We start from the raw sequence: 13,057 nt of genomic DNA, 5'->3' as shown, positions 1-13,057 counted from the left end.
ACCCAGTAGGAACGAGGAATGATGACCTCGTCACCGGGGTTCAGCGTCGCCATGAAGGCATTGAACAGGATCTGCTTGCCGCCGGTGCCGACGATGGTCTGCTCGGGCCGGTAGTCGAGGTTGTTCTCGCGCTTGAATTTCTTCGCGATCGCCTCGCGCAGCGGCACGATGCCCGACACCGGCGGGTACTTGGTCTCGCCGCGGCGGATCGCCTCGATCGCCGCGTTCTTGATGTTGTCGGGCGTATCGAAGTCCGGCTCGCCGGCGCCGAGGCCGATCACGTCACGGCCGGCATTTTTCAGCTCGCGCGCTTTCTGCGTCACCGCGATGGTCGCGGAAGGCTTAACGCGGGAAAGGGCGTCGGCGAGAAAGGCCATGACAAAAAGTCTCCTAGGGAAGCGGCCAGGAGCGGCCGCGGCGCCTCTCATGTCGCATCATGGCGCGGAGCGCAAGCATTGTGCGATGAGCCAGAGGTCAAGGAGGCGTGACCAGAGTCAGCCTGCGTGAGCGGCAACGCTAAATTCATCAACGGCCGGTAAACCCTTGACTGGCAGGATCGCAGATCGGATTGCGCCAATTCGCGGAGCGAGAAACCTTGTCGCGCAGCATCGGGCTTGCCCACATCATCCGTCATGATGACGGCACCTCGACCGGTGTCTGGGGCATCTATACGCTGCAAAGCGCGTTCCAGCCGATCTTCGCCTTCAAGGAGGGCAAGCTTTCGGTCGCCGCCTTCGAAGGGCTGATCCGGCCGTTCCGCGACGGCGAGCCGCAGTCGCCGGCGGCGTTCTTCGGCACCTGCCCGGCCGCCGACCGGCTGCACATCGAGGCGCTGACGCGCACGCTGCATCTTCTGAACGCCGGTGCCTGCCTGCCGCAGGAGGCGTCCATCTTCATCAATTTCGACCCGTCGGTCTTCACCGATCGCGGCATTGCCGACAAGGCATTGCGCGATATGCGGCTGGTGCTGCACGAAGCCGGCATCGATCCGCGCCGCATTGTCTGCGAGGTTACCGAGCAGAAGTCGGCCTCGCAGGAAGCACTCTACGATTTTGTCGAGGCGCTGAGGGCCAATGGCTTCCGCATCGCGGTGGACGACTATGGCGCCGATGAATCCGACATCCACCGGATCCAGGAACTGAAGCCCGACATCGTCAAGTTCGATGCGCAGTGGATCACGCATTTGATGGAGTCCGGCGCCGGCTTCGCGTTGCTGACGGCGATGGTGCGGGGCTTCGAAACCCAGGGTATCTACACCGTCTTCGAAGGTCTCGAGGAAGGCTGGCAACTGGAGCTTGCCGAGAAAGCCGGCGCTTCCATGGTGCAAGGCTATGTGCTTGCCCGACCCGAACTTGCTCCCACCAGCTTTCGCGTCTTCGCGCAGCCTCCGGCTGACGAGAGCACGGTGTCGGCTGCCGCAAGCCCTGCGGCTCCGGCGAAGCGGTCGCGGCCGGCAAGGGTATTCGGGCGCAAGGTCGCGCCATGAACGAAAGCCAGGAGAGGCGGCGCAACGTCGCCAAGGCGATCTTCGCCGACGAGATCGGTCTTCAGTTCGGCATTTACGGCGAATTCCGGCTGTGGAGCGCCTATCAGCCGATTTTCGCGCCGCAGGGCAGGACGCTCAGAGCGGTCGCCGTCGAAGGGCTGATCGAGCCGCGCCGCGTCGCCGAGCCGGTGGCCCCGTCGATCTTCTTCGGCAGCGTTCCCGCATCCGACCGGCTGTTTGTCGAAACGATGTGCCGGATGCTGCATCTCGGCAACTACCGCAACATCGGCCTCGAGGGGCTCACGCTGTTCTTCAACTACAATCCGATGATCAACGATCATCTCGGGCGGGCGCTGGCCGAAATCCGGCTCATGACCAGGCATCTCGGCGATTTCGAGCTGGAGCCGGGCCTGCTGGTCTGCGAGATCACCGAACAGGCAGCGGACGATCACGTTCTTGCCAGCCTGCTTCGTGAAATGCGGCGCGACGGCATCCGTATCGCCATCGACGATTTCGGCACCGGACATTCCACCGAGGCGCGTATCAATCTGCTGGCGCCCGACATCGTCAAGATCGACGGCGCCTGGTTCGGCGCGCTCTGCCGCCACGCCGCCGCCGAGCGCTTCTTCCGGCCATTGGTGGGCATGTTGCAGGAGCGGGGCGCCAAAGTCCTGGTCGAGGGCATCGAGAACGCCCAGCACTTGCGCGTCGCGCTCGAGAGTGGCGCCGACCTGCTGCAGGGTTTCCATCTTGCCCGCCCAGCGCTCGCAGGCACGATCTTCAAGGAAGAGCCGCTTTCCGTCGACGCCCTGCTCGACGCCGGCAACAAGGTTGTGCCGCTGCACCAGCAACGCTGATGCTCAGGAAGACCTATCAGCGGCGCTGATGGTTCTTCGCAAAAACAAATCACTGGATGCGACCCAGCCGCGCGCGCTAGAGCGTTCCCAGGAGACTCGAAGAGGGCAAGAGGCATGATCCTTTACGACATGGCCGACAGCGGCAATTGCTACAAGCCGCGGCTGTTGATGGCGAAGCTCGGCATCCCCTTCACCCGGGTCGAGGTGAGTTCGCATACCGGCGAGACGCGCAGGCCCGACTACGTCGCCAAGAATCCGAACGCGATGGTGCCGATGCTGGAACTCGACGACGGCAGGCGCATCGCCGAGAGCAACGCCATCCTGCTTTATCTCGCCGAGGGAACGCGCTTCCTGCCGGCCGATAAATACGAACGCGCGCAGGCTTACCAATGGCTGTTCTTCGAACAATACAGCCACGAGCCCTATGTCGCGGTGCGCAAGGCGCTTTTGACCTTTCCGGAACGGGCGAAGGACGCCACGCCGGAGCGGCTGGCGCTAACGCTGGAGCGCGGCAACAAGGCGCTGGGCGTCATGAACCAGCATCTGGAGCAGAACCCATTCTTCGCGGGTACTTCTTACAGCGTCGCCGACATCGCCCTCTACGCCTATACCCACACGGCCGAGAAGGGCGGCTTTCAGCTCGACGCCTATCCGGCCGTCGCCGCCTGGCTGAAACGGGTCGAGGCGGACAAGGGGCATGTGCCGATCGAGTGGGCGGGATAATCCTCATGCGGTCGCCGCTTTGCGCCTGACCTGTACGAGCGCGCCAACGAGCCCACGGCCGTAAGCGGCTATTTCAAAAGGCGTTCATAGTCGGAGTGGGTGCCGATCCAAAACCAGATCATGTCGTGTTGCTCCCGGACTGCAACAGCACGGTAGTCCAGATCTACTCGAACTGACCAATAACGTCCCACCCGCTTGAAATGGAGCGAAGGATGGAACGGATCTGCACGCAGCTTGGCGAAGCTGCTGTCAGCCTTCGTTCTGATTGATTTAGGTAGTTTATCCTAGGCGTCCCAAAACGAAGGGGCGGCAAAGTGATTCACAGGGGCCGGGTCCGACCCGCGCGGTGATCGGCCAGTGCTTGTTCTGCAAGCTTGTCCAGCCGTCCCGCCTTCGCGTCGGCTTCGATCTGCTTATCCCACAAATCAGCCTGCAGCGCCTCGAACCAGGCGGCAAAGGCCTTCAGCTCTTCGGGGCTGAGTTCTGCGACGGACTTTTCGATCTGTTCGAGTTTTGTCATGGGCCAATGGTACCACTATTGGTGCCAAAATGACACCACCGGTCGTACTATTCAAACCCAAGAGCAATTCGCCAAAATCCAGACAACAAAAAAGGCGGGCATTGCCCGCCTTCCTATGCCGGTAGCCTGATCGGGAGCGTCCGGTCCGGGCTGGCAGCTATCTGCTGTTCCAGCTTGTCGGTCTTTCCGCTCCGGCGCGCTTATCGCGCGACCGTCAGTACATCCGTGACTTGCCGCGCGCCCCGAACCTTCGTCCGGCGCGCGCCTTACTTACTCGCATTTCGCGGCGCTTGGCGGTTAAGCCTCGCGGCAAAATGCTTAAGCCAAATCAGGCTGCCTTGCTCAGAGACCCAGCGGCGGACTTGCCGGTGCGGCGGTCCTGCTCGATCTCGAAGTTGATTTTCTGGCCTTCAGCCAGGCTCGTCATGCCAGCGCGCTCGACAGCGGAGATGTGGACGAAAACGTCCGCGCCGCCATTGTCAGGCTGGATGAAGCCGTAGCCCTTGGTGGCGTTGAACCACTTGACCGTACCAGTTGCCATATAGAATGCCCTTCACATTTGCTTTTGTTTGACCGGACCAACGTCCGGCCGGCGGTATCGAAACTTTGGAGATAGACGTCAGCAAACGCGAAGATCGCGGCCCGATCGATCGGCCAAATTCAATGCCTCGGATATAGGATAGTTTTTGCAAGAAAACAAGACGTTCGCTTGCGCGCTGCCGGCGTGCAGTCTCGGGCGTTTGGAAGCGGCGCACGGAAGTTTTGACACCGGTCACACGTTGTGGAGAGATGAGATGCTCGCCGTTCCAGGGAGGAGAACATGAAACCCATTCTGCTTGCGGCCTGCCTGCTGCTGGTGGCCGCCGAGGCGCAGGCGGTGTCGCGCTACGATCCGACACGCATGAGCTGCGACCGGGTGCAGGCGACGATCGCCAGACAGGGCGCCGTCATTCTGCGCTATCAGTCGACGCGAGTGCCGGGGCTGCCGCTCTATGATCGCTATGTGCGCGACGAGCGCTTCTGCAACGCGGGCGAGGTAAGGTCGCGCGCCTATGTGCCCAGCGCCGACACCAGGTCCTGCATGGTCTATGTCTGCAAGCGGCCGGACTTCGATCGGCGTTTCCGGCGCCGGTTCCTGCACAACGACTGACAGCGGGTGAAGAGCCGGGTAGCGCCCCTCAGAACCCGAACGAGGCCTGCGCGGCGGGCGGCGGGCCGACACGAACGCCTTCCATGGCCAGCATCCTTTCCTTGGTGGCCGAGCCGCCCGGCGCGGAGAAGCCGCCGATCTTGCCGCCGGCCGCCAGGATGCGGTGGCAGGGGATGACCAGCGGCACCGGGTTGGCGCCGAGCGCAGCACCCGTCTCGCGGGCGAGCCCGGCATGGCCGGCGCGCCTGGCCAGTTCGCCATAGGTGGTGGTCTCGCCGAAGCCGAGCTTGCGCGCGGCACCGTAGATGGCGAGGCGAAAATCGTCGATGCCGTCGAGATCGACCGGCACGCCGGAGAAATCGACGTCCTCGCCGGCCGCATAGGCCTGGATCGAGGCGATCAACTCGACCACCCATTGCGGCTGGTCGGTCGATGTCGAAACACCGGGGTGGCGGAACAGCCGGCGCTCGATCGCGTCGCGGCTGCGTTCGGGCAAGCAGAGCCGGATCAGGCCCTTCTCGTTCCAGGCAATGCCCATGAAGCCGATCACTGTTTCTAACACTGCGTGGCCGGCCGTGATCTCAGATGTGGGTTTCATGGCGTTTTCCTTCCGCAAAACAGCGAAAAACGAGTACATATCCAGAACAATATGGCATTTCCGCCCTGTTCCCGCCACCCGAAAACCGTCTACCCGCCCCGATTGCCGGGTGTGAATCGCTGGTGTAAGGACTCCTTAACAACCGACAAACCGGACCCTCACGGCTTGCCAGCTAAAATCATATTCACCGCGATCGGCGTGCTTGTTGCCGCTGCTGGTCTGAGCGGTTGCACCTCGACCTCGCAAATGAAGGCCGCGCCCGCGCTTGCGGAAGCCTCGACGCCCGTCGTGGCCGACGATACGCCGACGGTCGCGCTGCCCGAAACGGTGGCCGTGCTGCCGGAGCCTTCCGGCCTCGCGCAGGTGCAGACCGCCGCGCTTACCGGCGATGCCGTTGCCATGGCTGCCATGCCCGGCGCGCCGGCGACGCCTGGTTCGCTCGCGACGCAAAGTGCGCCTGCGACGCAGGGCGCGCTCTTGCCGCCGCCTGTCCAGCCCGGCGCGGCGCTGGCTCAGCCCGCGGCCTTCGCCGGCGCGACGCCGATGGCCGGCAAGTTTCCGCCGCCGCCGGTGCTGACGGCCGGCGGCTCGCCGACCGGCCCCGGATCGATCAAGCAGGCGGGATCCCTCAAGCAGGCGGCGGTCTATACGACCGCGGGCGTCGCCATGCCGGTCACCGGCCAGTCGGCGAAAGTCGCCCCGATGCCCGGCGTCCAGCAGGTTGCTTACGTGGCGCCGGGCAACCCCGCTCTGCTGGCGGCGCCCGGCCAGCCCGAGCAGCACGCCAGTGGCCCGCGCGGCGAGATCGAGCGTCTGATCGAGAAATATTCGGCGCTCTATGAAGTGCCGGTCGAGCTGGTGCGCCATGTCGTCAACCGCGAGAGCACCTTCAACCCGAAAGCCTATAATCACGGCCATTGGGGACTTATGCAGATCAAGCACGCGACGGCGCGCGGCATGGGTTATGACGGGCCAGCGACAGGCCTGTTCGACGCCGAGACCAATCTCAAATACGCCGTGAAATATCTGCGTGGCGCCTGGCTGGTCTCGGGCGGCAACGCCAAGCGCGCCGACACGCTTTACCAGACCGGCTATTATTACGACGCCAAGCGCAAGGGCCTGCTCGAGGCGACGGGACTTGGTGTCGACCGCAAGCGGCATCGCCTGCCACCCGACGCCTGAGCGGACAGGTCCGCGCGGCGTTTCGAGACAGCGCATGCCTGAGAACACGACGCCTCGTCCACCGGCTCCCAACGACATCCGCCTGCGCAAGCTGCTCGACGATACGCTCGCCGCGCCGCATTGGCCGGAAGGCTTCGTCATGCGCGCCTTCGAACATCGTGACGCGCAGGCCTTGCACGCGCTGCTGGAAGAGGTGTTCGACGACGGCGCCGATGGGCCGTTCGACGATTGGTGGCCGCGCATTGCCGGCGACGCCGAATTCGATCCCGCTCTGTGTTTTCTGGTCATTGACGGCAAGGGCCTGCTTGCGGGCGCGGCGCTGTGCTGGACATCCGGTTTCGTCAAGGACCTCGCCGTCCATCCGGAGTCCAGAAGGCAGGGCATCGGCGAGGCGCTGATGCGGCACGTGTTCCTTATGTTTCGCGAGCGCGGGGCGACGCATGTCGATCTCAAGACCAACAGTGTGAAGAACACCGCGGCCTTCAGGCTCTACGAGCGGCTCGGCATGATCCCGGTCGACTGGGAAGGTTAATAGCGTCCCGGCATTGTGAACTCCTTCACATAGGCTGACGTTAGGGCATGCTAATGCGTCGTCGTGCCGGGCGGCCGATCGGCGGATCGACGCTGGCAAGGCGTCGGAGGGGGCTGTGCCGGCATGCGTCAGCCACTCCCAGACGGGCTCCGGGGCGGGGGTTTCGGAGCCCGTCCGCTTTCGTGAAGCGGGTGAAGGAAAGCAGGACGCCGAGGCGGTCGAGCCGGCCCTGATGGCTTCGTTGACCCGCCGGCCCGAACCGGCCCACACGAGCGCATGGAACCCTAAGCGGCATCATGCATTCATCGCAGGGGCCTTGATGAGCCGCGACGCCGGGATGGCGCCGCTGGCCGCTGAGGGAGGCCCGCAATCCCGTGAAATTTGTTCCCGCGTTCCTGGCGTTGGCCGCTGGCATCCTGCTGGGCGCTGTCCAGGCGCCAGCCGTGGAGCTCTCGATCGTGTCGGGCGACACCGGCAACGGCATCAAGGTGCTGCGCGAGATCCTCGACCTCTATGAGAAGAAGAGCGGCAACAAGGTCGAGATCGTCGTCATCCCGCCCTCGACCACCGACCAGTTCGGCCAATACAGGTTGTGGCTTGCCGCCGGCAGCAGCGATATCGACGTCTATCAGACCGACGTCATCTGGGCGCCGCAGCTGGCCAGCCAACTGGTCGACCTGACGGAAGCGACCAAAGATGTGGCGGGCGCGCATTTCCCGTCGATCATCCAGTCGCAGACGGTCAATGGCAGGCTGGTCGCGCTGCCGATCTTCACCGATGCGCCGGCGCTCTACTACCGCAAGGATCTGCTCGACAAATATGGCTTCAAGGTGCCGACCACCTGGCAGGAATTGCAGGACACCGCGAAGCTGGTCATGGACAGGGAGCGGGCGGCCGGCAACAGGGACCTCTGGGGATATGTCTTCCAGGGCAATGCCTATGAGGGGCTGACCTGCAACGCGCTGGAATGGGTGATGTCGAATGGCGGCGGCGGTATCATCGAGCCGAACGGCGAAATCTCCATCAACAATCCAAAGGCGGCCGCGGCGCTCGATAGGGTCAAGGGCTGGATCGGCGCGATCGCGCCGCCGGGCGCGCTCGCTTATCAGGAGGAGGAAGCGCGCGGTGTCTGGCAGACCGGCAATGCGGTCTTCATGCGCAACTGGCCCTATGCCTATGCACTCGGCAACAGCGAGAATTCGCCGATCAAGGGCAAGTTCGATGTGGCGCCGCTGCCGGCCGGCGAAGGCGGGCATCCGGTCGCGACAGTGGGCGGCTGGAACCTTGCCGTCTCCAAATATTCGAAACATCCGGATGCCGCGATCGACCTGGTCAAGTTCATCGCTTCCCCCGAGATGCAGAAATACCGGACGCTGAAGACGGCCAACCTGCCGACCATCGCGGCGCTCTATGACGATCCCGACATCGCCAGGCAGCAGCCGATCGTGCCGCGTTGGAAAGAGATCTTCCTCAACGCTGAGCCGCGTCCCTCAGCGACCGCCAGGATCAAATACAATGAGGCATCGAGCCAGTTCTGGACGGCGGTGCACAACACGATCTCCGGGAACGGCACCGCCGCCGACAATCTGGCCGATCTCGAGGCGCGGCTGACCAGGCTGAAAGGCAAGGGCTGGTGAGCGCGGTAAGGCCATCGCCGCTGGCGCGCCGGCGCGTGCGCACGGCCTGGCTGTTCCTGGCGCCGATGCTCTTCGTGCTCGCCATCGTCGCCGGCTGGCCGTTCTTGCGCACGGTCTATTACGGCTTCACCGATGCCTCGCTGGCCGATCTCGACGCGCGGCAATGGGTGGGCTTCGACAATTATTTCTCGGTGCTCACCCTGCCGAGCGGCCGGCTGCTCTATGACGGGCTGCTCGTCGATCCGGTCTGGTGGCGCGCGGTGTGGAACACGGTGCGCTTCGCCGTGGTTTCGGTGGCCTGCGAGACGGCGCTCGGCATGATTGTCGCACTGGCGCTCAACGCCGAATTCAAGGGGCGCGGGATCGTGCGGGCGGCGATCCTCATTCCCTGGGCGATCCCGACCATCGTCTCGGCCAAGATGTGGCAGTGGATGCTCAACGACCAGTTCGGCATCATCAATGTCGTTCTGCTCAATCTCGGCCTGATCGATAGCAAGATCGCCTGGACAGCCAGCGCCGACACCGCGATGGTCGCGGTGCTGATCGTCGATATCTGGAAGTCGACGCCCTTCATGGCGCTCTTGATCCTGGCGGCGCTGCAGATGCTGCCGCGCGAGATCCTCGAAGTGGCGAAGCTCGACGGCGCCAACCCCTGGCAGATCTTCTGGCGCGTGACGCTGCCGCTGATCCGCCCGGCGGTGATGGTGGCGGTGATTTTTCGCGCGCTCGACGCGTTGCGCATCTTCGACCTGATCTATGTGCTGACGCCCAACAACGTGCAGACCAAATCGATGTCGATCTTCGCGCGGGAGAACCTGTTCGAGTTCGACAAGTTCGCTTATGGCTCGGCTGCCTCGACTCTGCTTTTCCTGATCATCGGCCTGCTCACCATCGCCTATATCCTGCTTGGACGGCTGAGTTTCGAGGGAGGGCGCTGAGGTGAAAATACTGAAGCGCGCCGCCTTCTATCTGCTGCTCGCGGCGATCGTCTTCGTCGCGGTGTTTCCGTTCTACTACGCCATCGTCACCAGCCTGAAATCGGGAACCGAGCTGTTCCAGGCGAGCCTCTGGCCGCGAACGTTCAGCCTGACCAACTACCGCAACGTGCTGACCGAAGGGCCCTTCCTGCGCAATCTCGTCAATTCCCTCATCGTCTCCGGCGCGGTCGTCGCGATCTCGCTGCTCATCGGCGTCACCGCGGCCTATGCGCTGGCGCGTATCCGCTTCCGCGGGCGCTCGGTGCTGATGCTCGCCATCCTGTCGGTGTCGATGTTTCCGCAGGTCGCGGCACTGGCCGGGCTGTTCGAGATCATCCGGGCGCTGCATCTCTACAATTCGCTCCTGGCGCTCATCCTGTCCTACATGATCTTCACCCTGCCGTTCACCGTCTGGGTGCTCACCACCTTCGTGCGCGATCTGCCGGTCGAGATCGAGGAAGCGGCGATCCTCGATGGCGCCGGGCCGTGGACCATCCTCACGCGCATCTTCCTGCCGCTGATGTGGCCGGCTTTAGCCACCACCGGGCTGCTCGCCTTCATCAGCGCCTGGAACGAGTTCCTCTTCGCGCTGACTTTCACCTCCACCAACACGCAACGCACCGTGCCGGTGGCGATCGCGCTGCTGTCGGGCAATTCGCAGTTCGAGATCCCCTGGGGTAACATCATGGCCGCCTCGGTGATCGTCACCGTGCCGCTGGTGGCGCTGGTGCTGATCTTCCAGCGCCGCATCGTTTCCGGCCTCACGGCGGGCGGCGTGAAGGGTTAGATGTCGGGCGCGTTGCCGACCTTCTTCTTCATCTCCAGCGCCCAGGCCCGCCCTTCGTCGCCGCCCCACAACAGCCAGGCGATGTAGCCGGCGGAGGGATTGTCCTCGTTGCCGTAATTCTTGCCGCGTTTGTCGACCTCGTGGCGGGCGAAATAGCTCACCATGCGCCGGATGGTGGAGGGCGACAGGTTCCTGCGGTTCTTGAGCTCGGTGGCGCGGGCGACGCCGATCTCGGTGCCGCCACGGCCGAACTGCTGTCGCAGCCTCAGGCCCTTGGCGGCGTTGTCGGCAACGATCTGCGGGCAGCGCAGGTCGATCTCGTCGCTGTCGGTCATTTTTGCTCCCCGTTCCCCAGTGGTTTTAGCTGACGGGAAGCAATGCGGCAAAGCGGGACGGGTTCCGCCGTGCCTTTTCGAGGCAGGCTTTCAAGCAACCCGGCGGCCGGTGCCGCGTTGGGGAAGGCGGAGGGGCTGTTCGGATCGGAGTTTTGAGATGAAAACGCTGCTGCCCCTGGTTGCCGTCGCGCTTCTTGCCGGCGCGCCCGCCGCGTTCGCCCAATCGGACGACACCAACACGGATGCCGTGGGACCGATGGTGACCGACAACAAGGTCGACACTCAGACCTTCGTCACGACCGTGCCGAATGCCAACGCGTTCGAGATCCAGTCGAGCAAGCTTGCTGAGGAGAAATCGGCGTCGGCCGACGTCAAGGCTTTCGCCGCCGATATGATCAAGGATCACAGCAAGGCCGGCGAAGATTTCAAGGCCGCGCTCAGCCAGGGCCAGACCACCGCGTCGATCAAGCCCTCAGGCCCGGTGCTGCAGCCGAAGGAGCAGCAGATGCTCGACGAGTTGAAGGCTGCCAGCGGCAAGGATTTCGACGCCAAATACATCAAGATGCAGACCGACGCGCATAAGGATGCTGTCGCGCTGTTTTCCACCTACGCCAATTCCGGCGACGACCCGGCGCTGAAGGAATTCGCCAAGAAGACCCTGCCGGTTCTGAAGATGCACGAGAAGCACGTGAAGGATCTGGCGGTCGCGCATCAGTGAGGGGCCTTCCCCTTCTCCCCTTGTGGGAGAAGGTGTCGCCGAAGGCGACGGATGAGGGGTGTTCCAGCGGAGTGAGGCGCTTGTGTTTCAGCAGCCTGAGACGTTGGCATTCCCTGGAACACCCCTCATCCGTCTCGGCGCTGCGCGCCGATCCACCTTCCCCCACAAGGGGGAAGGCAAGGCTGGCGTTCCCTCGCCGCCGCGATAAGCTCCCTCGCAAATCAGGGAGGACCGCCATGGACAAGGAAGTCATCGAAGTACCCGTGATGTCGGCCAAGGTGCGCGCGCTCGGCCTGCCGTGCTCGACGGCGGTGCGGGCCAATGGCTTCGTGTTCATCTCGGCGACCCCGCCGGTGGACATGGTGACCGGCGAGATGGTGCGCGGCGACATCGAGACCCAGACCGAGGCGTCGCTGAAGGCGCTGAAACACTGCCTGGAAGCGGCCGGCACATCGCTGGACAAGGTGGTGATGGTGCGCATCTACGCCGTCAATTCCGGCTTCTACAACGCCATCAACCGGATCTATGCGAAGTATTTTGCCACCAACCCGCCGGCGCGCAGCTTCGTGCCGGTGGCGTCATGGCCGATGGAGTTCGATATTGAGATTGAGTGCGTGGCGGTGGCGTGAGGGGCGTGATCGGGAACGGCAAAGGAGAGCTGGCCGAGCAAATCACCACTAATGGGCAGGCTACCAGAATATTTTCGAAGAAAACAAAGCTGCGGCGGCTCCAACAATTGCTGCAAGTATTACCGTATAATTTGCTCGACTGCTCTCATGTCTATCGCGCAGAATAGATATTATGTTGAGGTATCGTTCAATTGGCACCGAGCCGACATCAGATATATTTCTTTCAATATTTTCTCTATTGATGATCTCTCCGAACGACTTTTCCACGTACGACATTCTTTCTTTGTAACCAGACAATATTCTTTCTAGATTTATCATGATCCTCTCGATCTCAATCGATATACCGTATACTTCAGGGTCCCCACCGATCAATAATCTCCTCAATTTATACGACAAAGACTCTCTTTCTATAATTTCATCTATCTTATCAGCGACAGCAAAAAATTCGCTATGGAATCTATGGGCGTCGATTTCCGCTTCGTAAAAAATAGAAAATTCTTCAGTCAGTCTATATCTAACAATTTCTTTCACGTCCTTTTCTGGAATTCTTTCCGGAATAGCGACTGTCATTCGATCGTATCCGCGATACTCTTTTAACGATATGTCCAATATATCGGAGATTGTCCGATTTACAAAAAAGTCTGTGTGAAAGGGTGACGGCCCAACCATTTGAAATTTTATCGTCTTACTTTCCGGATTTGAGCTTTTGAAGTGCTTCCACAATATTGATACCGCTGTAGAAGGGGATGTTTCGCTCGCACCTAGCCAAACATATGCGACGGGTATGTCATCCGAGTAGTCGATTTCGACGGCAAAATTTTCTGCGACTGCCGACCCGCGCCAAGACTGTGTGTACTCTTTTTGGACTCGCGTAGGTATGTGAATTTCGAATCTTACCACACAATTTCTTAAGTATGGATATATTA

The 13,057-nt window shown here is 62.2% G+C and carries 18 protein-coding genes; 11 read left to right on the top strand and 7 right to left on the bottom strand.

What is annotated here, in order from left to right; genetic code table 11:
* Positions 1 to 377: aminotransferase class I/II-fold pyridoxal phosphate-dependent enzyme (locus tag EOA23_RS24295; RefSeq protein WP_127306013.1), on the bottom strand; the 377-nt coding region annotated here is incomplete at its 3' end.
* Between the two features lie 218 nt (positions 378 to 595).
* Here EOA23_RS24295 and EOA23_RS24290 point away from each other — a divergent pair.
* From EOA23_RS24290 to EOA23_RS24280, 3 genes are all read left to right on the top strand, one after another.
* On the top strand, positions 596 to 1,486 hold the full coding sequence (locus tag EOA23_RS24290; RefSeq protein ID WP_127306012.1) for an EAL domain-containing protein: 891 nt from the start codon (positions 596 to 598) through the stop codon (positions 1,484 to 1,486).
* Positions 1,483 to 2,343: an EAL domain-containing protein gene (locus tag EOA23_RS24285; RefSeq protein ID WP_127306011.1), complete on the top strand. Its 861-nt coding sequence runs from the start codon at positions 1,483 to 1,485 to the stop codon at positions 2,341 to 2,343. Before EOA23_RS24290 ends, EOA23_RS24285 begins: the two co-directional genes overlap by 4 nt.
* 114 nt (positions 2,344 to 2,457) lie before the next feature.
* Positions 2,458 to 3,066 (top strand): glutathione S-transferase family protein, encoded by a 609-nt coding sequence (locus tag EOA23_RS24280; protein WP_127306010.1) that lies wholly within the window; start codon positions 2,458 to 2,460, stop codon positions 3,064 to 3,066.
* Positions 3,067 to 3,134: 68 nt separating this feature from the next.
* On the opposite strand, the gene EOA23_RS36560 is transcribed toward EOA23_RS24280, so the two are convergent.
* The 3 genes from EOA23_RS36560 to EOA23_RS24265 all read right to left on the bottom strand — a co-directional run bounded on the left by EOA23_RS36560 (position 3,135) and on the right by EOA23_RS24265 (position 4,127).
* Entirely contained in the window at positions 3,135 to 3,332 is a 198-nt protein-coding gene (locus EOA23_RS36560; RefSeq protein WP_245474324.1) for a hypothetical protein, read from the bottom strand.
* A 53-nt stretch (positions 3,333 to 3,385) separates the two neighbouring features.
* Positions 3,386 to 3,586: a hypothetical protein gene (locus EOA23_RS24270; protein WP_127306009.1), complete on the bottom strand. Its 201-nt coding sequence runs from the start codon at positions 3,584 to 3,586 to the stop codon at positions 3,386 to 3,388.
* 328 nt (positions 3,587 to 3,914) lie between these two features.
* A complete protein-coding gene (locus tag EOA23_RS24265; protein WP_027168154.1) occupies positions 3,915 to 4,127 on the bottom strand; it encodes a cold-shock protein in 213 nt (70 codons plus the stop codon).
* Positions 4,128 to 4,406: 279 nt separating this feature from the next.
* Between EOA23_RS24265 and EOA23_RS24260 the strand changes: the two genes are divergently transcribed.
* Complete coding sequence (locus EOA23_RS24260) at positions 4,407 to 4,736, top strand: hypothetical protein (protein ID WP_127306008.1); 330 nt, start codon at positions 4,407 to 4,409, stop codon at positions 4,734 to 4,736.
* 28 nt (positions 4,737 to 4,764) lie between these two features.
* On the opposite strand, the gene EOA23_RS24255 is transcribed toward EOA23_RS24260, so the two are convergent.
* Positions 4,765 to 5,334 carry a methylated-DNA--[protein]-cysteine S-methyltransferase gene (locus tag EOA23_RS24255; protein ID WP_126059828.1) on the bottom strand — a complete coding sequence of 190 codons (570 nt, stop codon included), beginning with the start codon at positions 5,332 to 5,334 and terminating at the stop codon, positions 4,765 to 4,767.
* Between the two features lie 246 nt (positions 5,335 to 5,580).
* Here EOA23_RS24255 and EOA23_RS24250 point away from each other — a divergent pair, with 246 nt between their 5' ends.
* From EOA23_RS24250 to EOA23_RS24230, 5 genes are all read left to right on the top strand, one after another.
* Positions 5,581 to 6,516: a lytic transglycosylase domain-containing protein gene (locus EOA23_RS24250; protein ID WP_245474323.1), complete on the top strand. Its 936-nt coding sequence runs from the start codon at positions 5,581 to 5,583 to the stop codon at positions 6,514 to 6,516.
* Positions 6,517 to 6,550: 34 nt separating this feature from the next.
* Complete coding sequence (locus EOA23_RS24245) at positions 6,551 to 7,048, top strand: N-acetyltransferase (protein WP_127306006.1); 498 nt, start codon at positions 6,551 to 6,553, stop codon at positions 7,046 to 7,048.
* A gap of 374 nt (positions 7,049 to 7,422) precedes the next feature.
* Positions 7,423 to 8,685, top strand: coding sequence for an ABC transporter substrate-binding protein (locus EOA23_RS24240; protein ID WP_127306005.1), 1,263 nt, complete (start codon positions 7,423 to 7,425; stop codon positions 8,683 to 8,685).
* A gap of 65 nt (positions 8,686 to 8,750) precedes the next feature.
* Positions 8,751 to 9,623: a sugar ABC transporter permease gene (locus EOA23_RS24235; protein WP_127306014.1), complete on the top strand. Its 873-nt coding sequence runs from the start codon at positions 8,751 to 8,753 to the stop codon at positions 9,621 to 9,623.
* 1 nt (position 9,624) lies between these two features.
* The gene (locus EOA23_RS24230) at positions 9,625 to 10,449 is read left to right on the top strand and encodes a carbohydrate ABC transporter permease (protein WP_127306004.1); all 825 of its coding nucleotides are present in this window, start codon (positions 9,625 to 9,627) and stop codon (positions 10,447 to 10,449) included.
* Here EOA23_RS24230 and EOA23_RS24225 read toward each other — a convergent pair.
* Complete coding sequence (locus EOA23_RS24225; protein WP_127306003.1) at positions 10,446 to 10,784, bottom strand: hypothetical protein; 339 nt, start codon at positions 10,782 to 10,784, stop codon at positions 10,446 to 10,448. The genes EOA23_RS24230 and EOA23_RS24225 overlap by 4 nt on opposite strands.
* Positions 10,785 to 10,941: 157 nt before the next feature.
* Here EOA23_RS24225 and EOA23_RS24220 point away from each other — a divergent pair, with 157 nt between their 5' ends.
* Entirely contained in the window at positions 10,942 to 11,502 is a 561-nt protein-coding gene (locus EOA23_RS24220) for a DUF4142 domain-containing protein (protein WP_127306002.1), read from the top strand.
* A gap of 236 nt (positions 11,503 to 11,738) precedes the next feature.
* Positions 11,739 to 12,131, top strand: a complete 393-nt coding sequence (locus tag EOA23_RS24215) for a RidA family protein (RefSeq protein WP_127306001.1) — start codon at positions 11,739 to 11,741, stop codon at positions 12,129 to 12,131.
* A 60-nt stretch (positions 12,132 to 12,191) separates the two neighbouring features.
* On the opposite strand, the gene EOA23_RS36100 is transcribed toward EOA23_RS24215, so the two are convergent.
* Positions 12,192 to 13,057 (bottom strand): hypothetical protein (locus EOA23_RS36100; RefSeq protein WP_210212502.1); only part of this gene is annotated, 866 nt, incomplete at its 5' end.

It is taken from the genome of Mesorhizobium sp. M2A.F.Ca.ET.042.01.1.1 (assembly GCF_003997405.1).
Classification (GTDB): Bacteria; Pseudomonadota; Alphaproteobacteria; order Rhizobiales; family Rhizobiaceae; genus Mesorhizobium.
Note: the sequence above shows the minus strand (reverse complement) of the source record. Positions and strands in the feature narration are given on the sequence as shown.

Bases quoted from the DNA above. Each gene is read 5' to 3' on its own strand.
- EOA23_RS24270 (WP_127306009.1), bottom strand. From the start codon at position 3,586: ATGACAAAACTCGAACAGATCGAAAAGTCCGTCGCAGAACTCAGCCCC.
- EOA23_RS24280 (WP_127306010.1), top strand. From the start codon at position 2,458: ATGATCCTTTACGACATGGCCGACAGCGGCAATTGCTACAAGCCGCGG.
- EOA23_RS24260 (WP_127306008.1), top strand. From the start codon at position 4,407: ATGAAACCCATTCTGCTTGCGGCCTGCCTGCTGCTGGTGGCCGCCGAG.
- EOA23_RS24220 (WP_127306002.1), top strand. From the start codon at position 10,942: ATGAAAACGCTGCTGCCCCTGGTTGCCGTCGCGCTTCTTGCCGGCGCG.
- EOA23_RS24215 (WP_127306001.1), top strand. From the start codon at position 11,739: ATGGACAAGGAAGTCATCGAAGTACCCGTGATGTCGGCCAAGGTGCGC.
- EOA23_RS24250 (WP_245474323.1), top strand. From the start codon at position 5,581: ATGAAGGCCGCGCCCGCGCTTGCGGAAGCCTCGACGCCCGTCGTGGCC.
- EOA23_RS24285 (WP_127306011.1), top strand. From the start codon at position 1,483: ATGAACGAAAGCCAGGAGAGGCGGCGCAACGTCGCCAAGGCGATCTTC.
- EOA23_RS24255 (WP_126059828.1), bottom strand. From the start codon at position 5,334: ATGAAACCCACATCTGAGATCACGGCCGGCCACGCAGTGTTAGAAACA.
- EOA23_RS24225 (WP_127306003.1), bottom strand. From the start codon at position 10,784: ATGACCGACAGCGACGAGATCGACCTGCGCTGCCCGCAGATCGTTGCC.
- EOA23_RS24235 (WP_127306014.1), top strand. From the start codon at position 8,751: ATGCTCTTCGTGCTCGCCATCGTCGCCGGCTGGCCGTTCTTGCGCACG.
- EOA23_RS24265 (WP_027168154.1), bottom strand. From the start codon at position 4,127: ATGGCAACTGGTACGGTCAAGTGGTTCAACGCCACCAAGGGCTACGGC.
- EOA23_RS24245 (WP_127306006.1), top strand. From the start codon at position 6,551: ATGCCTGAGAACACGACGCCTCGTCCACCGGCTCCCAACGACATCCGC.